This is a genomic window from Sphingomonas aquatilis (assembly GCF_014196115.1).
GTDB classification, from domain to species: domain Bacteria; phylum Pseudomonadota; class Alphaproteobacteria; order Sphingomonadales; family Sphingomonadaceae; genus Sphingomonas; species Sphingomonas aquatilis.
Map to the genome: position 1 here is coordinate 43701 of NZ_JACIDB010000005.1, position 21696 is coordinate 65396.

General features: G+C 67.0%; 17 protein-coding genes and 1 tRNA gene. 14 read left to right on the forward strand and 4 right to left on the reverse strand.

Annotated elements, in window-relative coordinates; translation table 11 throughout:
• Positions 1 to 42: 42 nt before the first annotated feature.
• On the forward strand, positions 43 to 492 hold the full coding sequence (locus tag GGR47_RS12495) for a hypothetical protein (RefSeq protein WP_147037247.1): 450 nt from the start codon (positions 43 to 45) through the stop codon (positions 490 to 492).
• Here the strand turns inward: GGR47_RS12495 and GGR47_RS12500 are convergent.
• The 3 genes from GGR47_RS12500 to GGR47_RS12510 all read right to left on the reverse strand — a co-directional run bounded on the left by GGR47_RS12500 (position 479) and on the right by GGR47_RS12510 (position 4340).
• On the reverse strand, positions 479 to 751 hold the full coding sequence (locus GGR47_RS12500; RefSeq protein WP_147037246.1) for a hypothetical protein: 273 nt from the start codon (positions 749 to 751) through the stop codon (positions 479 to 481). The two genes, GGR47_RS12495 and GGR47_RS12500, sit on opposite strands and share 14 nt — an antisense overlap.
• Complete coding sequence (locus GGR47_RS12505; RefSeq protein WP_147037245.1) at positions 724 to 2418, reverse strand: M1 family metallopeptidase; 1695 nt, start codon at positions 2416 to 2418, stop codon at positions 724 to 726. The genes GGR47_RS12500 and GGR47_RS12505 overlap by 28 nt, the downstream gene beginning before the upstream one ends.
• Positions 2419 to 2642: 224 nt before the next feature.
• Positions 2643 to 4340 (reverse strand): M1 family metallopeptidase, encoded by a 1698-nt coding sequence (locus GGR47_RS12510; protein ID WP_147034723.1) that lies wholly within the window; start codon positions 4338 to 4340, stop codon positions 2643 to 2645.
• A gap of 219 nt (positions 4341 to 4559) precedes the next feature.
• Here GGR47_RS12510 and lon point away from each other — a divergent pair, with 219 nt between their 5' ends.
• The 6 genes from lon to GGR47_RS12540 all read left to right on the forward strand — a co-directional run bounded on the left by lon (position 4560) and on the right by GGR47_RS12540 (position 13194).
• Positions 4560 to 6953, forward strand: a complete 2394-nt coding sequence (gene lon / locus GGR47_RS12515) for an endopeptidase La (protein WP_147034724.1) — start codon at positions 4560 to 4562, stop codon at positions 6951 to 6953.
• A gap of 160 nt (positions 6954 to 7113) precedes the next feature.
• Complete coding sequence (locus tag GGR47_RS12520; RefSeq protein WP_017979250.1) at positions 7114 to 7386, forward strand: HU family DNA-binding protein; 273 nt, start codon at positions 7114 to 7116, stop codon at positions 7384 to 7386.
• 105 nt (positions 7387 to 7491) lie between these two features.
• A tRNA-Val gene (locus GGR47_RS12525) sits at positions 7492 to 7566 on the forward strand.
• 185 nt (positions 7567 to 7751) lie between these two features.
• Positions 7752 to 8087, forward strand: coding sequence for a hypothetical protein (locus GGR47_RS12530; RefSeq protein ID WP_063685408.1), 336 nt, complete (start codon positions 7752 to 7754; stop codon positions 8085 to 8087).
• Positions 8088 to 8603: 516 nt separating this feature from the next.
• On the forward strand, positions 8604 to 10247 hold the full coding sequence (locus GGR47_RS12535) for a hypothetical protein (protein WP_147034725.1): 1644 nt from the start codon (positions 8604 to 8606) through the stop codon (positions 10245 to 10247).
• A 103-nt stretch (positions 10248 to 10350) separates the two neighbouring features.
• Positions 10351 to 13194, forward strand: a complete 2844-nt coding sequence (locus GGR47_RS12540; RefSeq protein ID WP_147034726.1) for a TonB-dependent receptor domain-containing protein — start codon at positions 10351 to 10353, stop codon at positions 13192 to 13194.
• A gap of 161 nt (positions 13195 to 13355) precedes the next feature.
• On the opposite strand, the gene GGR47_RS12545 is transcribed toward GGR47_RS12540, so the two are convergent.
• The gene (locus GGR47_RS12545; protein ID WP_147034727.1) at positions 13356 to 14012 is read right to left on the reverse strand and encodes a prolyl hydroxylase family protein; all 657 of its coding nucleotides are present in this window, start codon (positions 14010 to 14012) and stop codon (positions 13356 to 13358) included.
• A 134-nt stretch (positions 14013 to 14146) separates the two neighbouring features.
• On the opposite strand from GGR47_RS12545, the gene GGR47_RS12550 reads away from it, so the two are divergent.
• From GGR47_RS12550 to gspI, 7 genes are all read left to right on the forward strand, one after another.
• Positions 14147 to 14989 (forward strand): type II secretion system protein N, encoded by an 843-nt coding sequence (locus tag GGR47_RS12550; RefSeq protein ID WP_147034728.1) that lies wholly within the window; start codon positions 14147 to 14149, stop codon positions 14987 to 14989.
• On the forward strand, positions 14986 to 17193 hold the full coding sequence (gspD, locus tag GGR47_RS12555) for a type II secretion system secretin GspD (RefSeq protein ID WP_147034729.1): 2208 nt from the start codon (positions 14986 to 14988) through the stop codon (positions 17191 to 17193). The genes GGR47_RS12550 and gspD overlap by 4 nt, the downstream gene beginning before the upstream one ends.
• Before the next feature lie 328 nt (positions 17194 to 17521).
• On the forward strand, positions 17522 to 19048 hold the full coding sequence (locus GGR47_RS12560) for a GspE/PulE family protein (RefSeq protein ID WP_167509675.1): 1527 nt from the start codon (positions 17522 to 17524) through the stop codon (positions 19046 to 19048).
• 95 nt (positions 19049 to 19143) lie between these two features.
• Positions 19144 to 20367, forward strand: coding sequence for a type II secretion system inner membrane protein GspF (gene gspF, locus GGR47_RS12565; RefSeq protein WP_043059798.1), 1224 nt, complete (start codon positions 19144 to 19146; stop codon positions 20365 to 20367).
• Between the two features lie 8 nt (positions 20368 to 20375).
• The gene (gspG, locus tag GGR47_RS12570; RefSeq protein WP_043059797.1) at positions 20376 to 20816 is read left to right on the forward strand and encodes a type II secretion system major pseudopilin GspG; all 441 of its coding nucleotides are present in this window, start codon (positions 20376 to 20378) and stop codon (positions 20814 to 20816) included.
• Position 20817: 1 nt separating this feature from the next.
• Complete coding sequence (locus GGR47_RS12575; protein WP_147034731.1) at positions 20818 to 21309, forward strand: GspH/FimT family pseudopilin; 492 nt, start codon at positions 20818 to 20820, stop codon at positions 21307 to 21309.
• Positions 21309 to 21689, forward strand: coding sequence for a type II secretion system minor pseudopilin GspI (gspI, locus tag GGR47_RS12580; protein ID WP_147034732.1), 381 nt, complete (start codon positions 21309 to 21311; stop codon positions 21687 to 21689). The genes GGR47_RS12575 and gspI overlap by 1 nt, the downstream gene beginning before the upstream one ends.
• Positions 21690 to 21696: the final 7 nt, after the last annotated feature.

Genomic DNA, 21696 nt, shown 5'->3' on the forward strand with positions numbered 1-21696 from the left:
CCGACCGAGCCTTTACCGCTTCATCACAGCTGGCCCCTTTGGATGGCCGATCGCTTCGATCTGGGGCGTGTGATCGAACGGGACAGCGCGCCATCCGACCCGGTTCGTGCTCCGCTCGACACGTCCGCGAACGCATGGAGCTGCGAACTGGCCGGGCAGCTGCTCGACTGGGGCACGGACGTGCGCCGCCTGTTCGGTTATCCGGCCGATCATCGTCCGCAGCGCGACGAGGTCGTGACGCTGTACGAAGAATCGTCGCGGGCGGCGATGGAGCGGCTGCGCGCCCATGCGATCCGCCATCGGCGCGGCTTCACGCTCGATATCGCGATTCAACCGGTCGATGGCGGGCGCCGTTGGGTGCGGCTGGTCACGATGCCGGTCTGCGAGGGCAAGGCCGTCACTCGCCTGAAGGGTTGGAAGGCTGACGTATCGCACCTCTACGGCGACGCGGCGCCGACGCCGGTGCCCGCACCGACGCTCAGTCGCGGATAGGCTTGGGGCGCTGGCGACTGGCGAGCCACAGTCCGGCGGCGATCTGCGCGGCAGCGTAGATGCGACGGCGGGCGGGGTGGCCGACGAACGGTCGAACCACGCGCTCCGCGCCCAGCGCCGCGTCCTTCCATAGATCGACATGGCGGTCCGGTTGGGCAAGGCCGATCAGGCCGTCACCGACCATGAAGATCGCCGCCATCTCCGCCGCGCGAGCGGGCCAGGGGCTGCCCATCAGCGCGCGCCGTGCGTCGGTCGCCATGCCCTCATCTCCTCTACCGCGACGCTGCGCCGCCGGACTTTTGCGTCGGGATCGACGATGTAGTGCGTGCCGACCGGAATAGTAAGCGTGCCGCGGCCGTCGGTCATCGGCAGGCGCGTGGTGGTGGTGCCGATTTGTACGTCGACCGGCATGGGGAAGGCGCCGCCGCCGGGCACGGTCCACGCGAAGGTCACGCGATCGCCGGCCCGCGTTTCGACGAGGTCGGGTAGGGCGGCCTGGCGCAGATAGACGTCGAAGAACCAGCGATAGTCCTTGCCCGTCACCTGCCGGACGAGCGCCTCATATTCCGCGGTCGAGCCGAAGCGGGGGCGGAAATTGCCGGGGCGCGGATCGGGGCGACCGTACACCGCAAGGCGCGTGACCGTCCAGAACGCATCGTCGCCGATCAGGCCGCGCAGGGTGTGGAGCATCCACGATCCCTTGTAATAAATGTCCTGGCCCGCGCCGCCCTTGTCGGGCTCGTACACCTCTTCTTCGGTCAGGACCTTGCCCTTCACGATCGGCTGGGCGTTCACGATCTTGTCGCGTTCGGCCTGCATCATCGCGTCGTAACGCGCGCGGCCTTCGCGCCACTGACCATAGGCAGGCTGCATGTAGGTGCCATAGCCCTCGTGCAGCCAGTAATCGTCCCAATTGGCGGCGGTAAGCTGGTTGGCGAACCATTCGTGGGAGAATTCGTGCTGGAACAGCCAGTCGAAGCCCTCCAGCGTCTTGGCGTAATCATTGCCGTAGGCGTTGATCGTCTGGTGCTCCATCCCCTTGTGCGGGGTTTCGACGACGCCGACCTTTTCGTCGCCGAAAGGATAGGGGCCGACCATGGTTTCGAAGAAATCGAGCGTCGGCGCGAACTCGGCAAAGAGGCGCTCGGCCTGCGCCTTCTCGCCGGGCAGATACCAGTAGGACACGGGGATCGTGTTGCCGAAACGGCTTTTGTAGGTGCCGCTGATCTCTTCATACGGCCCGACGTTGAGCGCGATGGCGTAGGTGTTGGGGTTGCGCGTTCGCCAGTTCCAACGGGTGCGCCCGTCGGGCAAGGTGTCGACCCCGATCAGGCGACCGTTGGAGGGCGCCTTCAGCCCCTTGGGTACGATGATGTGGATGTCGACCAGCGTGGGCTCGCCGGTTGGAAAGTCGAGGCACGGCCAGAACAGGTCGCAGCCATAGCCTTCGGATGTGGTCGCGAACCAAGTGCGACCGTCGGGCGTCTTCGACCAGACCATCCCGTCGTCCCAAGGCGCGCGCACCGCGACGTGCGGCTGGCCGCCGTAGACGATGCGCGCGGTGACGCTGTCACCCGCTTTCAGCGCGCGCGGCAGGCGGATGGCGAGGCGTCCTTCGGGATAGGACCAGCTTGTCGGCGCGAGGGGCGTGCCGTCGATGGCGATCGCGGTGACGGGCAGGTTGCGGTCGAGATCGATCGGCAGCGTGGCGACGGGCGCGGTGGCGGTGAAGCGCAGCGTCGCGATGCCGTTCAGCGTTTCGGTGTCGGGCAGCACTTCGAACGTCAGGTCGGCATGGTCGAAGCGGAGCGCGAGCTGTTCGGCCGGGCGGACGCCGCCCGAGGTTTGGGTAAGGGGCGTGATCGCGGGCTCGCCCTTCTTGGGGAGCGGTGTGGCGGCGGCGGCGAGCAGGGCGAGGAGGAGCATGGGTCTTTCTTACGCGCCCGATCCGCCGTGCGGGAGAGGGGCAAAGTGCGTGCTTTTCACAGGCTGCCGGCCACACACTCAACGTCACCCCGGACTTGTTCCGGGGTCCACTCTGCGGCGCGGGGGCGGCTGGAGGCTCAAAGCATCCCCCCGCGGCCCGGTGGACCCCGGAACAAGTCCGGGGTGACGGGGGGGAGTGCGGCTGCCTGCCGCCCTCTAAAACGTTATTTCTTCGCCTGGTCTTTCTTCCACGCCTGATAAGCATCCACCGCGTCGTCCTGCTTCAGCACGCGGGACATCGGGTCGACGACGATGTGCGCGCCGGCCGGGACCGTGATCGTCGCAAGGCCCCCCGTCATCGGCACCTTTCGCACGACGTCGTCCACAGCGACCTCGACGGGGAGTGGGAAGGGCTTGCCGGTCGGGGCGACCCATTTCAGCGTCAGCTGCGTCGCGTTACGGTTGACCACCAGCTTCGGCAGCGCGGCCTGATAGAGGTAGGTGTCGAAGAACCACTGCCAGTCCTGCCCGGTCACCTGGTTGACGATCGCGATGAATTCGGGCGTCGTCCGGAACTGCGGCGTGAAATTGCCGGGCGCCGGATCGGGGCGGCCGTAGACCTCGCGGCGCAGGATTTCGCCGAAGGCTGCGTCGCCGACGGCGTTGCGCAGCGTGTGGAGGACCCACGATCCCTTATTGTAGATGTCGCTGCCGCGACCGGGCGCCTTTTCATACACCTCTTCGGCGGCCTGCGGCTTGCCGGTGACGAGCGGCGATTCGTTGAGGATCGCCGGGCGGCTCGCCAGCATCATCGCGGTGTAGCGCCCATCGCCCTCGCGCCAGCGGCCGTAGAGCGGCTGCATGTAGGCGGTGAAGCCTTCGTGCAGCCAGAAGTCGTCCCAGTTGCTCGCGGTGAGCTGGTTGGCGAACCATTCGTGACCGAATTCATGCTGGAACAGCCAGTCGAACCCCTCGGGCGCCTTGGCGTAATTGTTGCCATAAGCGTTGATGGTCTGGTGCTCCATGCCCTTGTGCGGCGTCTCGACTACGCCGACCTTCTCGTCCGCCCAAGGGTAGGGGCCGACGGTCGATTCGTAGAAGTCCAGCGTCGGGGAGAATTCGGCGAAGAGTTTCTCGGCTTTTTCCTTTTCGCCGGACAGATACCAATAGAACATCGGGATCTCGTTGCCGAAGCGGCTCTTGTAGGTGCCGGCGATCTGTTCGTACGGCCCGACGTTCAGCGCGATGCCGTAGAGGTTCGGGTGCTTGGCCTCCCAGTTCCACGTCGAGCGGCCGTCGTCGAGGCGATCGACGCCGAGCAGCTTGCCGTTCGATGGCGCCGACAGCCCCTTGGGCACGGTGATGTGCAGCGTCACCTTCTGCGGTTCGTAGGTCGGGTAATCGATGCACGGCCAGATGAGGTCGCAGCCCTCCATCTGCACCGCGGTCGCGATCCACGGCTGTCCGTCGGGCGTCTTCGCCCAGACGAAGCCGCCATCCCAGGGTGCGCGCACCGCGGTGTGCGGGCGGCCGCCATAGACGATCTTGACGGTGAGCTTGGCGTCCTTCGCCGCCTTTTTGGCGAGCGTGATCGTCATCCGGCCTTCGGGGTTGCTGAACCCCGCGTCGACGCCGTCGACCTGCACGGCCGTGACGGTGAAGTTCTTGTCGAGATCGACGACCAGCTTGTTGATCCGGTCGCGCGCGGTGAAGGTGAGTGTCGCGGTGCCGTTGATCACTTCGCGGACCGGATCGACCTCGATCGCGAGATCGGCGGTGTCGAGCGTCACCTTCTTCTGCGCCGGATCGAGCGGGCCACCAGACAAAGCGGTCTGCGCGGTGATCGGCGGCATGCCCTTTTCCGCAGCGTGGCCCCCCGTCGACAGGAGCAGCAGGGCAGCGAAGGGCAGGCGTGGCGACATCGGTTTCTCCCTGGGGACAGGCGAGCGCCGGTTTCCACGCTGGGCCGGGCGATGACAAGTCCGAAGCGAGGGGGCCGAAGCGATTGCCACAAAAGCGATTGGCCCGAAGCCGATCGACCCCGCAGGCTTGCATACCGACCCGTAACGATTGATGCCTATCGCAAGCCACCCCATATAGGCGACAAGGCCGCCCCGGTATCGGGCGGCGTCGGAGTATCCATGACCCTATTTCCCGTACTTCCCCTGCGCGATATCGTCGTTTTCCCGCACATGATCGTGCCGCTGTTCGTCGGCCGCGACAAATCGGTCGCGGCGCTGGAAGCGGCGATGAACGCCGACAAGGAAATCTTCCTCGTCGCGCAGCTCGACCCCGCGCAGGACGATCCGGCGCGCGAGGACCTGTATGAGGTCGGCGTCACCGCGACCGTGCTGCAGCTGCTGAAGCTGCCCGACGGTACCGTGCGCGTGCTGGTCGAGGGCAAGGCGCGCGGGCGGCTGGTCGAGCTGTCCGAGGCGGACGGCTATCTGCAGTCGACGATCGAGATTCTGGAAGAGCGTGTGGCCGAGGGCATCGAGGTCGAGGCGCTGATGCGCTCGGCGGTCGAGCAGTTCGAAACCTACGCCAAGCTCAACAAGAAACTGCCGGCGGAAACCGCGCAGCAGTTGGGCGAGCTGGTCGAGGCGGCGAAGCTGTCCGACGCGCTGATGGCCAACGTCCAGGTCAAGGTCGCCGACAAGCAGGCGCTGCTGGTCGAGCTCGATCCGGTCAAGCGGCTCGAGATGGCGTATGCGCTGATGGAAGGCGAGCTCGGCGTCCTGCACGTCGAGAAGAAGATCAAGAGCCGCGTCAAGCGCCAGATGGAGAAGACGCAGCGCGAATATTACCTCAACGAGCAGTTGAAGGCGATTCAGCGCGAGCTGGGGAACAGCGACGACGAGGGCGACGGCGACGAGATCGCCGAGCTGACCCAGAAGATCGCGACGCTGAAGCTCAGCAAAGAAGCGCGCGCTAAGGCGACGAGCGAGCTCAAGAAGCTGAAGACCATGGCGCCGATGAGTGCCGAGGCGACCGTCGTGCGCAATTACCTCGACGTGCTGCTCGGCCTGCCGTGGGGCAAGAAGAGCAAGATCAAGAAGGACATCGCCGCAGCGCAGGCGGTGCTGGACGAGGATCACTATGCACTGGAAAAGGTGAAGGACCGGATCGTCGAATATCTCGGCGTGCAGGCGCGCACAAACAAGCTGAAGGGGCCGATCCTGTGCCTCGTCGGCCCGCCGGGCGTCGGCAAGACCTCGCTGGGCAAGAGCATCGCCAAGGCGACGGGGCGCGAGTTCATCCGCCAATCGCTGGGCGGCGTGCGCGACGAGGCCGAGATCCGCGGCCATCGCCGCACGTACATCGGCTCGCTGCCGGGCAAGATCGTGACCAACCTGAAGAAGGCCGGCACGTCGAACCCGCTGTTCCTGCTCGACGAGATCGACAAGCTGGGCCAGGACTTCCGTGGCGATCCGGCGTCGGCACTGCTCGAGGTGCTCGACCCCGAACAGAACGGCAAGTTCAACGATCATTATCTCGAGATCGACATCGACCTCAGTGACGTGATGTTCGTGTGTACCGCGAACACGCTCAACCTGCCGCAGCCGCTGCTCGACCGCATGGAGATCATCCGGCTTGAGGGCTATGCCGAGGACGAGAAGGTCGAGATCGCCGAACGCCATCTGGTCGAAAAGCAGATCGAGGCGCATGGCCTGAAGGCGGGCGAGTTCACGCTGACGCAAGCGGGTCTGCGGGCGCTCATCCAGCGCTACACCCGTGAGGCGGGCGTACGCACGCTGGAACGCGAGATCGCCAAGCTGGCGCGCAAGGCGCTGCGCCAGATCCTGGAGGGCAAGGCGAGCAGCGTCACGATCACGCCGGACAACCTCCACGAATTCGCCGGGGTGCAGAAGTATCGCCACGGCCTCAGCGAAACCGAGCATCAGATCGGCGCGGTGACGGGCCTTGCCTGGACCGAGGTCGGCGGCGAGTTGCTGACGATCGAGAGCGTGACGGTGCCGGGCAAGGGCGCGGTGAAGACCACCGGCAAGCTGGGCGACGTGATGAAGGAATCGGTGCAGGCCGCCTTCAGCTTCGTCCAGGCGCGAAGCCCGAGCTATGGCATCAAGCCCTCGCTGTTCCATCGCAAGGACATCCACATCCACTTGCCTGAAGGCGCGGTGCCGAAGGATGGCCCGTCGGCGGGTATCGGCCTCGTCACGTCGATCGTGTCGACGCTGACCGGCGTGCCGGTGAAGAAAGACGTCGCGATGACCGGCGAGGTGACGTTGCGCGGTCGCGTGCTGCCGATCGGGGGGCTGAAGGAGAAACTGCTCGCGGCGCTGCGCGGCGGCATCACCACGGTGCTGATCCCGCAGGAGAATGAGAAGGATCTCGCCGACATCCCGCAGAACGTGAAGGATGGCCTGACCATCGTTCCGGTGAGCCATGTCGACGAGGTGCTGACGCTCGCGCTGACCGAGCCGCTGGAGGCGATCGATTGGACCGACGCCGACGAACTTGCGGCGCTGCCCCCGACAGGGGTTGCGCCCGCGGGCGGCGAGCTGCATCACTGAGCACTTGGCGACCCTTAGGGTCCGTGTATTAACGCTATCGAACGGCCGCGTCGGAGAGGGCGCGGCCATAATCATTTGACATGCCCGGCCGCGACAGCGTTATTCGTTGTTCCGGCGGGGCAATGATTCTGACGCTCATGCCAAAGGGGGCAGTAACTCGATGAACAAGCAGGAATTGATCGCGACTGTCGCGGACATGTCGGGCCTCGCCAAGGGCGATGCGGTCAAGGCGGTCGAAGCGGTGTTCGACGCGATCTCCGCAAGCCTCAAGAAGGGCGACGAAGTGCGCCTGGTCGGGTTCGGCACCTTTTCGGTGTCGAAGCGCAAGGCGTCGACGGGCCGCAACCCGCGCACCGGCGAGCCGATGACGATCAAGGCATCCAGCCAGCCCAAGTTCAAGGCCGGCAAGGGCCTGAAGGATTCGGTCAACTGATCCGAGCGGGCGGGGCGATATTCGGGCGCAAATTTTCTCGCGCGCGGATTTTGCACTGGACAGGGGGCCACGCCGCCCCCTAAAGGCCCGCCTCCGAACTGTTTCGGGCGCGTAGCTCAGCGGTAGAGCACACCCTTCACACGGGTGGGGTCACAGGTTCAATCCCTGTCGCGCCCACCATATCAGCCCGCCAGGTCGCATCGACCGGCGGGCTTTTTGGTGCGTTGCGTCCGTCGGACGGCGAGCCGATCACGCGCCGGCCATATTGCCCGTTCGTGTCATATCCCCGTCATTTTGTCGTTGCGGCCCGGGAACAATGCGTGCCCCGTGAGCTTTAACGCCTTCACATTTCAGGGAGAGTGGTGATGGTGGACTATACGACCGATCGGACCGGACAGCGCGTCGTGGTGGAGCGTCGCGGCGGTGCAGGCCGCGTGCTGGCGATCGTCGCGGTCGTCGCGCTCGTGATCGTCGGCCTGCTGTTCGCGACCGGCTTCTGGAGCGCCAAGGTGACGAAGGACGGCTCGCTGCCGTCGGTCGACGTCAGCGCCAAGGGCGGTTCGCTGCCGAAGGTCGACCTCGATTCGAAGGAAGTCGTCGTCGGCACCACCGAAAAGACGGTTGAGGTGCCCAAGGTGAAGACCGAGAAGGAAACGATCTCGGTTCCCGCCGTCGGCGTGAAGGACAACGGCGAGAAGTAAGCGCAGGCTTCTCGCGTGATGCGACGGGCGTCCTCCGTGGGGAGGGCGCCCGTTTCGTTTGTGGGGCGTTTGTGGTGTTTGGGGTGTCGTGGATCGGCGAGCCTGTCGTGTCCGCCCCCTCCGTCAGCGCTGCGCGCTGCCACCTCCCCCTGGCGGGGGAGGACTGACATGCGTCAAAATTCCTCCCTCGCTTCAGCGGGGGAGGGGGACCGCGGCCGCAGGGCGTGGTGGAGGGGGCGTTTCCGCAGGAGAGCGGCTTACCGAGATACTCAGCGGCTCCCCGCGTATGAGTGATCAACTGTAGGCATATCTGTAGCTTAGCCCGCGCCCCGTTCCCGCGGCAGTGTCACGAAACCGTCGCATCATCGTAACGGAACCGTCTCGAAATCCTCACGATGGCGTCATTCAACGCGCCTAACCGCCGCTCCAGGGATCGGCGAACGGGGGAACCTTGGTCGATCGCGGGCACGCAGCCCGACTTCGCGACAACGCATATCGACCGGGAGCATTTCGATCATGGCGACCACCACGCGCTACGGCAAATTCCTCATGACGTCCGCCGCCTGCCTCGCGCTTGCCGGCTGCGGCGGCGCGGACAACGTCGCCTCGCCCGGCGCGGGCAGCGTGACCATCGTGCAGCCGGCCCCGACGCCGACACCGACCGCCCCCACGCCGACGCCCAGCGCGATCACCGCGGCGCAGTTCGCCGCCGTCACCACGGTGAACGGCATTTCGATCAGCGCCGACGAACAGCTGGCGATCGTGAATGCGGGCAGCAACAACAATATCAACGGCACCGGCGCGCAGATGAACGGCGTCTACCCCGTCTCGTCGACGTCGCTGACCACCGCGACCGACCCGTCGTCGATCAACAGCTTCTTCACCAGCACCAATTACGTCGGCGCCCTGAACGGCCCGAGCGACACCAGCTTCCAGGGCTGGACCTGCAACTCGACCGCGGCGGAATTCGGCGGATCGGGCGCGCGCTGCACCGCGGTCCCGGCGATCGGCACGCTGGCAAGCGGCACCGCCTGCCCGACGGGCACGATCACTGCGACCGGCGGCAGCGGTACCGCGACTGCAGCGACGGTCGGCGGCTTCAAGGTGTGCGACATCCCGCAGGCGATCACCACCAGCCTGACGCTGCCGCGTATCCCCGGCATCGCCTATCGCCTGACCGGCCAGACCGAAGTCGGCACCGATCTGGGCTCGACCGGCGGCACCGGCGCGACGCTGACGATCGAGGCGGGCGTGACCGTCTTCTCCAACGCCAATGAGGCGACCAACGACCTGCTGCTGGTCAACCGCGGTTCGAAGCTGGTGGCGATCGGCACGCGCGACGCGCCGATCATCTTCACCTCGCAGCAGAACGTGACCTCGGCGACCGGCGAATCGGAAACCAGCCAGGGCCATTGGGGCGGCATCATCCTGCTCGGCCGCGCACCGACCGGCGTGTGCGCCAGCGGCACCGGCCCGAACAATGCGGCGGGCAGCTCGACCACCTGCCAGCAGGCGATCGAGGGCGTCACCGGCCGCTTCTACGGCGGGCCGACCACGGCCGACTCGTCGGGCCAGATGTCCTACGTCCAGATCCGCTATTCGGGCATCGCGATCAGCGACGGCAACGAACTGCAGGGCCTGACACTGGGCGGCACCGGCTCGGGCACGATCATCGATCATATCCAGAGCCACAATTCGGCGGATGACGGCATCGAGATCTTCGGCGGCAACACCAGCATCAAGTACATCGCGGTCACCGGCGCCGACGACGACGGCTTCGACATCGACAACGGCTATCGCGGCTTCATGCAGTTCATGATTGCGGCGCAGCGCGTCGGCGGCGCGACGGTCGACAGCTTCTCGACCGAGATCGACTCGAACAACGCCGAGGATCTGCTGCCGCGCACCTTCTCGACCTACGCCAACTTCACCTTCATCCAGACCGCGCTGGCGCCGGCTGCGATCCGTCAGCGTGGCGGTTCGGACATGCGCTACGTCAACGGCATCGTGAAGACGGTGAGCAACGTCGCCTGCATCAACCTGGTGGCCGGCGAACAGACCAGCGGCGGCCGCACGACGATCCGGCCGAAGGACGACACGCTGCAGGACTTCGGCCCGCCGACGTTCAACTCGATCTACTTCGCCTGCCAGGGCCGCTGATGCGGCGGGGACGCACCCGTCCCCAGCCAGCATCGGTTCCGGGGTGGCGGCAACGCCGCCCCGGACACCTGTATCTACAGCCTCCTGTCCGGGATTGACGGTCATGTCGCAGCGGCACGCTTTCGCCACCCTTCTTCTTCTTTCCACCACGTTGGTGGCGCCGGCCGCGCTGGCGCAGACCAATGGCGCCGGCGCCCCGGCGCAGACCTCGACGCCCGCGACCGCCAGCCCGAGCGGCGCGGCCGACCCGCAGAGCGCGGCGCCGACCTCGACCGATCAGCAGGAGGCGCCCGTCGAGGTGTCCACGCCCGGCATGAACGGCGATGGCGCGGATATCGTCGTCGTCGGCCGCAACATCCCCAACGTGGTCCGCGCGACACCGCAGATCGTCTCGGTCCTGTCGACCGCCGACATCGCCCGCACGGGCGAAGGCGACATCGCCGGCGCGCTGACCCGCGTCACCGGCCTGTCGGTCGTCGGCGGCGGTTTCGTCTACGTGCGCGGCCTGGGCGATCGTTATTCGTCGTCGCTGCTCAACGGATCGCCGCTGCCCAGCCCCGAGCCGTTGCGCCGGTCCGTGCCGCTCGACATCTTCCCGACGACGATCGTCGGATCGGCGCTGGTCCAGAAGACCTATTCGGTGAACTATCCGGGCGAATTCGGCGGCGGCGTCATCAATCTGACGACCAAGGCGATTCCGGACAAGAACTTCGTCCAGGTCGGCGGATCAATCGCGGCCGACGATTCGACGACCAGCGAGCTCGGCTACACCTATTACGGCGGTGGCGCGGACTGGATCGGCTATGATGACGGCACGCGGAAAGTGCCCGCGTTCATCCGCAACGCCCCGAACGGCAGCGGCATCATCCCGGCCGCGCAGGTCGCGCAACTGTCCAACGCCTCGACGACGCTGCTCCAGCGCAACAATCAGCTGCCGGCGAACTGGTCGGGCGAGATCAGCGGCGGGTCGGTCTACGACATCGGGTCGTCGCGCCTCGGCGTGATCGCGTCGCTCAGCGCCAGCAACACCTTCCGCACGCGATCGGCGGTGCAGCAGGACAGCGTGTCGGCCGACGGCACGCTGCGCAACGACTTCCGTACCCTGCTGACCGACAATCGCATCGTCGCCAACGCGCTGATCGGCCTGGGCCTCGAGTTCGGCGAGAACACGCTGCGCTGGACCAACGTCTACATCCACGACACGCTGAAGCAGGCGCGCGGGTCCGCGGCGGAGCTCTACAACAACGCCAGCGGCCTGCGCTTCCAACAGAACACCAACTGGTTCGAACGCCAGCTGATCGAGACGCAGCTGGTCGGGGAGTTCAAGATCACCGACGCGTTGAAGGTCGACGCGCGCGGCGCCTACGCCAATTCGAAGCGCAACGCGCCCTATGAGCGGCAGTTCGACTATCTGTGCTCGGCGACGACGACCAACGGCTATCCGATCACCAGCGACGGCATCCAGCAGGCCGGCGGGTTCCAGTGCAACGGCGCCTATCAGGTGACGCAGCGCTTCACGCCCTTCGCCTCGATCATCTTCAGCGAGCTGAACGAGGATCTGTGGACCGGTCAGGCGGACGCGTCGTACAAGATCGATGCCGATCGGCCGATCACGCTGTCGGCGGGCTATTTCTATCAGGACACCAAGCGTCGGTCGTCACGACTCGTCTTCAACTATCAGACGTCGCGGGGCGGCGGCACCGCGCCGGGCTATCCCTATAATCTGCTGCGGCCGGATTATCTGCTCAGCCCCGACGTGCTCAACAATGCCTGCCCGCTGACCGCAAACACCGATCCCTGCACGATCCAGCTGCAATTCAACACGCAGGCGGGCGCCTATCGCTACGATGCGAAGCTCAACGTGCACGCGGGCTATGTCCAGGCCGAGGCGGAGGCGTTCGACGGCCTGCGCGCGGTGATCGGCGTGCGCTACGAAAAGGGCGACGAGCGGGTCACGCCGTTCGGTGTCACGACGGGCGGTACGCGGCTGCGCAACGATTACTTCCTGCCGGCATCGACGCTGACGTGGAATTTCGCGCCCGACATGCAGTTGCGTGCGAGCGCCGCCAAGACGATCTCACGTCCGCAGTTCCGCGAACTCGCACCGCAGCAGTTCCGCGACCCCGATTCGGACCGGCTGTTCTTCGGCAACCCGCTGTTGCGCGACAGCGAGCTGTACAACCTCGAAGCGCGCTACGAATGGTTCTTCAAGCGCGACCAGCGCTTCACGCTGGCGGGTTTCTACAAGCGGATCGATCGCCCGATCGAACAGGTCGGCTTCTACACCGGCGCCGACGACCGGTTGCAGACGGGCTTCACCTATCTGCCCAAGGCCGTGCTGTATGGCGGCGAAATCGAGCTGCAGAAGTATTTTCCGCTTGGTGACCTGTTCGCCGGCAGCGATTTCTTCGCAACGCGGCGCGCCTTGCTGATCGCCAACTACACCTACACCAAGTCGAAGATCACTGCGGACGGCACCTGCGTGCCCAATCCGGCGGTCGACTTCCGCTCGACGGGGACGGGCCTGGCGGGCTGCGGCTCGAAGCTGGGGCCGGCGGGGCTGCTGTTCCGCGACGGCGCGCCGCTGACCGGCCAGTCGGACCATCTGGTCAACGTGCAGGTCGGGATCGAGGACAAGGAATCGCTGTCGCAGATCACCTTGCTGTTCAACTATGCGAGCGATCGCGTGACGAACCGCGGGCCGTCGAACCTGGGCGGCAACACCTTCCAGCCCGATATCGTCGAGCATCCCGGCATCCGCCTGGATCTGGTCGCGCGACAGGGCGTCAAGCTGCTTGGCGGCGAGTTCGAGATCAAGGCCGAGGCACGCAACCTGACGCGTACGCGCTATAACGAAAGCCAGACCTTCGCGAGCGGCAAGGAAGTGTACATCAACCGGTACAATCTCGGCCGGGTGTTCAGCCTGGGGGTGAGCGCGACGTTCTGATTTGGCGGTGGGACGAGACGCTTCTATCTGCACCCGTCACCCCGGACTCGTTCCGGGGTCCACTCTGCGGCGAGGGGGAAGGCTAGAGGCTCTTACCGTCCCCTTGCGGCCCGGTGGACCCCGGACCAAGTCCGGGGTGACGGGAGGGGGCGGGGAAAGCGCTACCCCCAAACCCGCTCCCGATACCATTTCGTGATGACGTATTTCGTGCCGGCGCGTACCTTCATCCCCTGATGCAGTGTTGCAGGGTTGAGCGTCCCGTCGGGGCGGCGGTTGTTCCAGGCGACGAGCTTGCCGGTTTCGGGCTGGACGATCTTGTCGACTGCTTTGAACCGGGTCGCGCCGCCGGCTTCGGGCGCGTTGAGATAGACCATCAGCGTCCACGTCCGGTTGCCCGCGACCGAGCAATAGCGGTCATAGTCCGCGCCATCGGGTTCGAAATAGTCGGTATGTCCCTTGAATTCCTGCCCCACCGCATAGCGTTGCCCCTGCAACGGTTCGCCATGCGCGGGGTGAAGACCGGTGAAGGCGGTAAAGCGCGCCTCGACCGCCTGCACCAGCGGATCGCCCGCGAACAGGTCGCCCGTCTCGCTGGTGCGGAACGCGGCGTCGCCATTGGGATCGGCGATCGTCGACGGGCGGCGGACCGCGTCGATCTGGTCGATCAACGCCGCACAGGTATCGGCGTCGAGGAAGTCGCGAACCAGGAACAGGTCGAGCTTCGGGCTGGGCACTTTCTGCACGCCGGGCTGCGACAGGATGCGGCGGGCGATCGCCTGGCCTTCCAGCCCATTGCCGAGCAGGGTCATATCGGTCATGGCGGGGGTCATATCACCGGCCACGACATGCCGGAAAGGGGGCGCCGAAAAGAGGGTAAGGCGCATAGCACCCCTTTGACGCACAAGCGTAACATGGCATGCGTAGGCCGAGGCACGCGGGACGGGACGACATCATGCGCTTGAGATTCGACGCGCGCACGCGGCGCATCCTGCGCCGGCTGCCCGTCGTGAACGTCTACTCGCTCGCCGAGCTGGTGCTGATCGGCGGTCTCGCCATCCAGTCGGCGCGGCTGTTCTGGACGATCGTGACGCCGATCGCGCCGCTGGGCGACTGGCGACCGGCGGAGGTCGCGGTGCCGGGGCGGCCGTATGACGTGCTGGCGGGCTTCGATCCGTTCTTTCGTCTGGGCACGCGCGCGCCGGCCCAGGCCGCCGTCACCTCGCTGCAGCTCAACCTGTTCGGTATTCGCGTCGACGAGGCGTCGGGCCGCGGTTCGGCGATCGTCGCGGGGCCGGACAATGTGCAGAAGAGCGTCGCGGTCGGCGAAGAAATTCTGCCCGGCGTCCGGCTGAAGTCGGTGTCGTTCGATCATATCACGATCGATCGCGGTGGCACGGCGGAGGACCTGTATCTGGTCCAGTCGGATGCGCCGGGCGCGGGCGCGCCTGCGGCGATCCCTGCTACGCCAGCCAATGCCCAGATCGCCCCGCCCGTGACGGACGCCGCGCCGGCGATCAAGGCGAGCCAAATCCGCAACGAGATCGGCTTTATCCCGCGCATCGATGGCGGTCGCATCTCCGGCCTGGTCGTTCGGCCGCAAGGGTCGGGCATGCTGTTCCGCTCCGCGGGCCTGCGCGAGGGCGATGTCGTCACCGCGATCGGCGGGCGGCCGGTGAGCGGCCCGCAGGACCTCGATCGCATCGCCGCCGATTTCGCCGGCGGCGGATCGCTTCCCATCACCGTCGAACGCGGCCAGCAGACGCTCGCGCTCGCCCTTACGATCGCTCCGCAATGACCATGAAGACGTTCTACTCCGCGCTGTTGCTGTCGACCGCGGCGCTCGGTCTGCCGATCCAGGCGATGGCGCAGACGACGCTGAACGTGCGCGACGCCGATATCCGCGCGTTCATCGCCGATGCCGCACGGGTGACCGGGCGCACGTTCATCATTGATTCGCGCGTCAACGGCAAGGTGACCGTCGTCACCGACCGGCCGCTGTCGAAATCCGAATATTTTGAGACGTTCCTGTCGACGCTGCGGGCGAACGGGCTGGTCGCGGTGCCCACCGGCAATGGCGCGTTCCGTATCCAGCCGATCGACAATGCCGCGTCCCAGCCAAGCCGCATCGGCCTGGGCGGCGCGGCGCGCAACAGCTTCGTGACCGAGATCGTGCGGCTGCGATCGGTCGATGCGCAGCAGGCGATCGATACCGTACGCCCGCTGGTGAGTGCGCAAGGCTCGGTCAGCGCCAACCGCGGGTCGAACAGCCTCGTCATTGTCGACTTCGCCGACAACATCCGGCGTATCCGCGAAGTGCTGCGCCGGGTGGACAGCGACAATGCCTCGACCCGCGTCGTTGCGCTGAAGAACGCGAGCGCCAAGGAGATTGCGGCGGCGTTGCAGGGCCTCAGCGGCGGGGCGCAAGGCGGGCAGGGCGTGCCGGGCGGCGTCGGCACCAGCGTGACCGCGGTCGACAGCAGCAATTCGGTCATCATTCGCGGCGATCCCTCCAGCGTCGCGCGGCTGGTGTCGGTGGCGCAGGATCTCGACCAGAAGGCGAAGAACGGCACCGAAATCCGCGTCGTGTTCCTGGAGAATGCCGATGCGGCGCAGCTGCTGCCGGTGCTCCAGCAACTGGTGGGGCAGGCCCCCGATGCGGTGCAGGAAACGCCGCTGTCGCGCACGCAGACGGGGTTCGGCACCAACACCGGCAGCGCGGCGGCGGTGCAGCGTCCTCCGGCCGCCAGTGCCCCGGTGCAGCAGAGCAGCGGCGGCGGCGCCACCGGCCAGCCGGCGATCACCACGCAGGGCGGCCGCACTGCCGCGGTCGTCACGCGCTTTCAGGGCGCGAACGCGATCGTCATCGCCGCGCCCGCGGACATCCAGCGCCAGCTGTCGGACGTGGTGCGCCAGCTCGATACGCGGCGCGAGCAGGTGCTGATCGAGGGGATCGTCGCCGAAGTCTCCGACGCGACGGTCAACCGCCTCGGCGCGCAGTTCATCCTCGCCAATCCGTCGGGCGGGGCGTTCGCCGCCTCGACCTTCTCGAACAGTGCACCCAACATCCTGCAGATCGCCGGCGCGATCGGCGCGCGCGAGCTGGGGCGCAACACGACGACGACGATCGCCAATGGCGTGACGACCACGGTGACGACGAACAATGCGTCGGATCAGCTGACGCAGAGCGCGATCAGCTCGATCATCGGATCGTCGGGCGGCTTCGGCGGGTTCGGCGGCAAGGTCGGCGACTTCATCTTCGGCGCGATCATCAACGCCGTGAAGAGCGACACGACGTCGAACCTGTTGCAGGTCCCCCACCTCGTCACGCTCGACAATCAGGAAGCGCACAGCCTGGTCGGACAGGAAATTCCGATCACCACCGGGCAGGCGCTGTCGAATAATTTCGACAACACCTTCCGCACCACGCAGCGCGAGAATGTCGGCATCGAGCTGACCGCGCGGCCGCAGGTCAATTCCAGCGGCACGGTGAAGCTGAACCTGCGGCTCGAGGTCAGCTCGATCGCCGGGCCCGTCTCGAACGACAATAGCGACCTGATCCTCAACAAGCGCGAGATCGAGACGGTGCTGACCGTCGACGAGGGGCAGATCGCGGTGATGGGCGGGCTGCTGAGCGACGAGGAACGGCGGACGATCGAGAAGATTCCGCTGCTCGGCGATATCCCCGTGCTGGGCAATCTGTTCAAGTCGAAGGCGAAATCGCGCAACAAGACGAACCTGATGATCTTCATCCGGCCGACGATCCTGCGATCGGCGGCGGATGCGCGGAGGGTCGCCGAGCAGCGCTACGGCTACCTGCGCTTGCAGCAGGGGTTGCAGTCGCCGGGCGAGGAGCCGTCGATCGACCAGCTGGTGCGCGACTATATGGGCGCCGCGCCGCCGATCCCGTCCGCGCCGGTGCCGGGGAATATCGAGGACCCGCGCGTCGCGGTGCCGGTGCAGCACAATACGACCAGGGTCATCCGGCCGAGGGACCGGTGAGGCTTGCCGTGCCCTCGTCATCCCGGCGCACGCCGGGATCCATGGTTACGGTAGTGGCTGTTGGAGCGCGCGCCATGAGCGTCGCGCGTCCATGGATCCCGGCTTGCGCCGGGATGACGAAGGAGGGGGCTGGGGGCTTTCCACACCCGTCATTCCCGCGGAGGCGGGAATCCAGACTGGCTACCCTTTCGGCTCCTTCGCCAGACCTGCGCGTCTGGATTCCCGCCTTCGCGGGAATGACGGTTAGGGGGATCGTATGACGATGATCATCCGCCCCGGCTCCGAAATCGACGAGCCCGCCGCGCTGGCCGACCCCGATGTCGCGCCCATGGTCGAGCCGACGCCGCCGTTGCCGCTCGATCCGCTGCCGATGCTCGCCATCCCCTATGCCTTCGCGAGGCGGTTCGGCGTCGTTGTCCAGCATACCGAGGCGGACGCGCACCTGACCGTGGCCCTGCGCACCGGCGCGGACCCGCGTGCGCTGCTGGAGGTCCGTCGCTACCTCGCCCGGCCATTCGATGTCGTTATAGTCGAGGCGCCCGCGTTCGATCGTTTGCTGTCCGACAGCTACGCCATGGACGGGCAGGCGAATGCGCTTGCCGCAGTCGGCATGGGCGATGAACTCGACAGCCTCGCCGAAGGGCTGCCGACGGCGGAGGACTTGCTCGACACCGCCGACGACGCGCCGGCGATCCGCCTGATCAACGGCATTATCGCCGATGCCGCGCGCAACGGCGTCAGCGATATCCACATCGAGCCGTACGAGACGGGGCTGATCGTCCGCATGCGCATCGACGGCGTATTGCGCGAGACGCTGCGCATGCCGCCGCATGTCGCCCCCGTCGTCGTCAGCCGCGTCAAGGTGATGGCGCGCCTCGATATCGCCGAGCGCCGCGTGCCGCAGGACGGGCGCATGGGGCTGACCTTGGGCGGCAAGCTGCTCGACGTCCGCGTCTCGACATTGCCGAGCCGCGCGGGCGAGCGGGTGGTGTTGCGTATCCTCGACAAGGACAATGCGGGCATCGACCTCGATGCGCTGGGCATGGACGAGCGGATGTACGCGCTGCTGCGCGGCGCCTTAGCCGAGCCCAACGGAATCATCCTCGTCACCGGGCCGACCGGCTCCGGCAAGACGACCTCGCTGTACGGCGCGCTGCGGCTGCTCAACGACGGCAGCCGCAACATCCTGACTGTCGAAGACCCGGTCGAATATGCCGTCGAGGGCGTCGGGCAGACGCAGGTCAATCCGAAGGTCGGGCTGACCTTCGCGGCCGGGCTGCGCGCGATCCTGCGTCAGGATCCGGACGTGGTGATGGTCGGCGAAATCCGCGATCGCGAAACCGCGGAGATTGCGGTGCAAGCCTCGCTGACCGGGCACCTCGTGCTGTCGACGGTCCATACTAATGACGCGATCGGCGCGATCACCCGCATGCGCGACATGAAGGTGGAGCCGTTCCTGCTGGCCTCGACCCTGCGCGCAGTCATCGCGCAGCGGCTGGTGCGGCGGCTGTGTCCCGCCTGCCGCCGACCCGTGACCGGCAGCGGCGTCGCGGGCCTGCTCGGCATCGAGCCGGAGGCGACGGTGTACGAGGCGGTGGGCTGCGCGGAGTGCAACCACAGCGGCTTCAAGGGGCGGATCGGCGTGTTCGAGGCGGTGCGCGTCGACGATACGATCCGCCGCTTCATCAACGACGGCGCGGATGAGACCGCGATCGCCGCGCATGCCTTTGCACGCAGCCCGACGCTGGCGCAGGCGGCCGAGGCGCTGGTGCGCCGCGGGCTGACGACGCCCGAGGAGGCGATCCGCGTGAGCCGGCGCGATGCGACGGATGTGGTGGATGAGGTGGAGGCGTGACGACCCTCACCCGTCTGCGGCTGCGCCGATCCCTCCCTCTCCCGCTGGGAGAGGGAAGAGCCGCCGAAGGCGGCGAAGGGTGAGGGCGGCGCGCCATGGCTGACTTCGACTATCTCGCCATCGACACGCGCGGGCAGGAGCAGCGCGGGCATGTCGCGGCGGCGGATGCGGACGCGGCGCGGGCGCAGCTCGATCGGCGCAAGCTGTTCGTCGTGCGGCTCGATCCGGGCGCGCCGCCGGTCGCGCAGAGCCGGCCGCTATTCGGCATCCGGCTGGGCGCCAAGAAGATGAGCAACAAGCAGCTGACGCTCTTCACGCGCCAGCTCGCGACCCTGAACCGCGTCTCCCCGCTCGAGGAATCGCTGCGCACCATCACGCGCCAGACCGAGCAGGAGAGCGTGCGCGGGATCGTATCGCAGGTCCATGCCGGCGTGGTCGAGGGGCGACGGCTGGCCGATTCGATGGCGCGCGCGCCCAAGAGCTTTCCTCCGCTGTACCGCGCGATGGTGGCAGCGGGCGAAAGTTCGGGCAGCCTGCCGACGATCCTCGATCGGCTCGCGGCGCTGCTCGAACGGCAGGCGGAAATTCGCGGCAAGCTGATCACCGCGCTCGCCTATCCGACGATCCTGGCGGTGGTGGCGCTGGGCGTCGTCACCGCGCTGATGATGTTCGTGGTGCCGCAGGTCGTCGAACAATTCGATACCGTGGGGCAGGAGTTGCCGTTGCTGACGCGCGTCGTCATCGCCCTGTCCGACATACTGGTCGGCTATTGGTGGGTGCTGGCGCTGGTGCTCGGCCTGATCGGGGTCGGCGGCGCTTATGCGTTACGGGATCCCGCGATCCGGCTGTCGTTCGATACGGGGCTGCTGCGCCTGCCGCTGCTCGGCCGCCTGCTTCGCGACCTGCACGCCGCGCGCATGGCGCGGACGCTGTCGACGATGGTCGCGAGCCGACTGCCGTTGCTGGAGGGGCTGACGCTGACGGCGAGCACGATCCACAACCGTCGCCTGCGCGTCGCGTCGGATGAGATCGTCGAGGCGATCCGTTCGGGCGGCAGCCTGTCGGCGGCGATGCGGCGCGCGAACGTCTTCCCGCCGCTGCTCACCTATCTCGCGGCCAGCGGCGAGGCGGCGGGGCGGCTCGACGAGATGCTCGAACGCGCCGCCGACTATCTCGAGCGTGAGTTCGACCGCTTCACCGCGACCGCGCTGTCGCTGCTCGAACCTGCGATCATCGTGCTGATGGGCGGCATCGTCGCGACGATCGTGCTATCCATCCTGCTCCCCATCCTCCAGCTCAACACGCTGGCAGGCCAGTAAGGATCATCATGCGTAAACAGCCTCATAAGCGTCACCGTCGGGAGGAGGGCTTCACCCTCGTCGAACTGATGGTCGTGATCGTCATCATCGGCCTGCTCGCCGCGATCGTCACGTTCAACGTCCTGCCTGCGGGCGACAAGGGCAAGATCACCAAGGCGAAGGCCGACATCAGCACGATCGAAGGCGCGCTGGAAATGTATCGCCTGCAGATGAACGGCTATCCGACGACGTCGCAGGGCCTGCAGGCGCTCGTCACCGCGCCGAGCGGCGTGAATGCCGCCGAATATCAGAAGGGCGGCTATATCAAGAAGCTGCCCAACGATCCTTGGGGCCGGCCGTATCTCTACGCCTCGCCCGGCCAGCATGGCGAGGCCGATGTCTGGAGCTTAGGTGCGGACGGCAAGGAAGGCGGCGAGGGCGCCAACGCCGACATCACCAGCTGGCAATAACGTGCCGCGCCGCCGCCCCTCGGCCACGGGATTGCGCCGTGTTCGGCGTGGCGCCCAACAGGGCTTCACGCTGATCGAGCTGATGGTGGTCGTGACCATCATCGGGCTGGCGGCGGCCGTGGCGGTGTGGAACATGCCCGATCCGCGCGGCCGGGTGGCGGACGAGGCGGCGCGCTTCGCAGTGCGGGCGCGGGCGGCGCATGACGCGGCAATCGTCGAGGCGCGGCCCGTCAGCCTGTGGGTCACGGCGGGCGGCTATGGCTTCGACCGGCGGATCGCGGGGCAATGGGTCGCGGTGGCGGACACGCCGCTGCGGGTCGAGCGCTGGAGCGCGGGCACGGACGCCGCGATCGGCGACGCCAACGGGCGGCTGCGGATCGTCTATGATCCCACCGGCCTTGCAGACCGGCCCGCACAGGTGACGCTGACCCGCAGCGGCGCGCGTGCGGTGATCGATATGGACGCGGACGGCAGCGTGCGGGTGGCGAGCTGATGCTCGGCCGTGTCGATCACGGAGAGGGGGGCTTCACCCTCATCGAGATCATGGTCGCGCTGGCGGTGTTCAGTCTGGCCGTGCTCGCACTGCTGCGGCTGGAGACGGCGACGATCCGCGGCGCGCGCGTGCTGGACGACAGTATGGTGGCGGGGATCGTCGCGCGCAACGTCGCCAACGAAGCGGTCAGCGAGGCGCGACCGCCGGTGGTGGGGCGGACGAGCGGCAGCGAGGTGAACGCCGGCCGCACTTGGACCTGGGTGCGCCAGGTGGTGCCGACGGGCAATGCCAGCATCGTGCGGATCGACGTCGCGGTGAGCAATCGCGCGGGGCAGGTGGTCGGGCGGACGACGGCGATCCGGCCGCCGGATGCAGGGTGATGGCCAC

Excerpts from the sequence above, each read along its gene's own strand:
- GGR47_RS12495 (WP_147037247.1), top strand. The coding sequence starts at position 43 with ATGGCCGATCGCTTCGATCTGGGGCGTGTGATCGAACGGGACAGCGCG.
- GGR47_RS12500 (WP_147037246.1), bottom strand. The coding sequence starts at position 751 with ATGGCGACCGACGCACGGCGCGCGCTGATGGGCAGCCCCTGGCCCGCT.
- GGR47_RS12505 (WP_147037245.1), bottom strand. The coding sequence starts at position 2,418 with ATGCTCCTCCTCGCCCTGCTCGCCGCCGCCGCCACACCGCTCCCCAAG.
- GGR47_RS12510 (WP_147034723.1), bottom strand. The coding sequence starts at position 4,340 with ATGTCGCCACGCCTGCCCTTCGCTGCCCTGCTGCTCCTGTCGACGGGG.
- lon (WP_147034724.1), top strand. The coding sequence starts at position 4,560 with ATGACCCTATTTCCCGTACTTCCCCTGCGCGATATCGTCGTTTTCCCG.
- GGR47_RS12520 (WP_017979250.1), top strand. The coding sequence starts at position 7,114 with ATGAACAAGCAGGAATTGATCGCGACTGTCGCGGACATGTCGGGCCTC.
- GGR47_RS12530 (WP_063685408.1), top strand. The coding sequence starts at position 7,752 with ATGGTGGACTATACGACCGATCGGACCGGACAGCGCGTCGTGGTGGAG.
- GGR47_RS12535 (WP_147034725.1), top strand. The coding sequence starts at position 8,604 with ATGGCGACCACCACGCGCTACGGCAAATTCCTCATGACGTCCGCCGCC.
- GGR47_RS12540 (WP_147034726.1), top strand. The coding sequence starts at position 10,351 with ATGTCGCAGCGGCACGCTTTCGCCACCCTTCTTCTTCTTTCCACCACG.
- GGR47_RS12545 (WP_147034727.1), bottom strand. The coding sequence starts at position 14,012 with ATGACCGATATGACCCTGCTCGGCAATGGGCTGGAAGGCCAGGCGATC.
- GGR47_RS12550 (WP_147034728.1), top strand. The coding sequence starts at position 14,147 with ATGCGCTTGAGATTCGACGCGCGCACGCGGCGCATCCTGCGCCGGCTG.
- gspD (WP_147034729.1), top strand. The coding sequence starts at position 14,986 with ATGACCATGAAGACGTTCTACTCCGCGCTGTTGCTGTCGACCGCGGCG.
- GGR47_RS12560 (WP_167509675.1), top strand. The coding sequence starts at position 17,522 with ATGGTCGAGCCGACGCCGCCGTTGCCGCTCGATCCGCTGCCGATGCTC.
- gspF (WP_043059798.1), top strand. The coding sequence starts at position 19,144 with ATGGCTGACTTCGACTATCTCGCCATCGACACGCGCGGGCAGGAGCAG.
- gspG (WP_043059797.1), top strand. The coding sequence starts at position 20,376 with ATGCGTAAACAGCCTCATAAGCGTCACCGTCGGGAGGAGGGCTTCACC.
- gspI (WP_147034732.1), top strand. The coding sequence starts at position 21,309 with ATGCTCGGCCGTGTCGATCACGGAGAGGGGGGCTTCACCCTCATCGAG.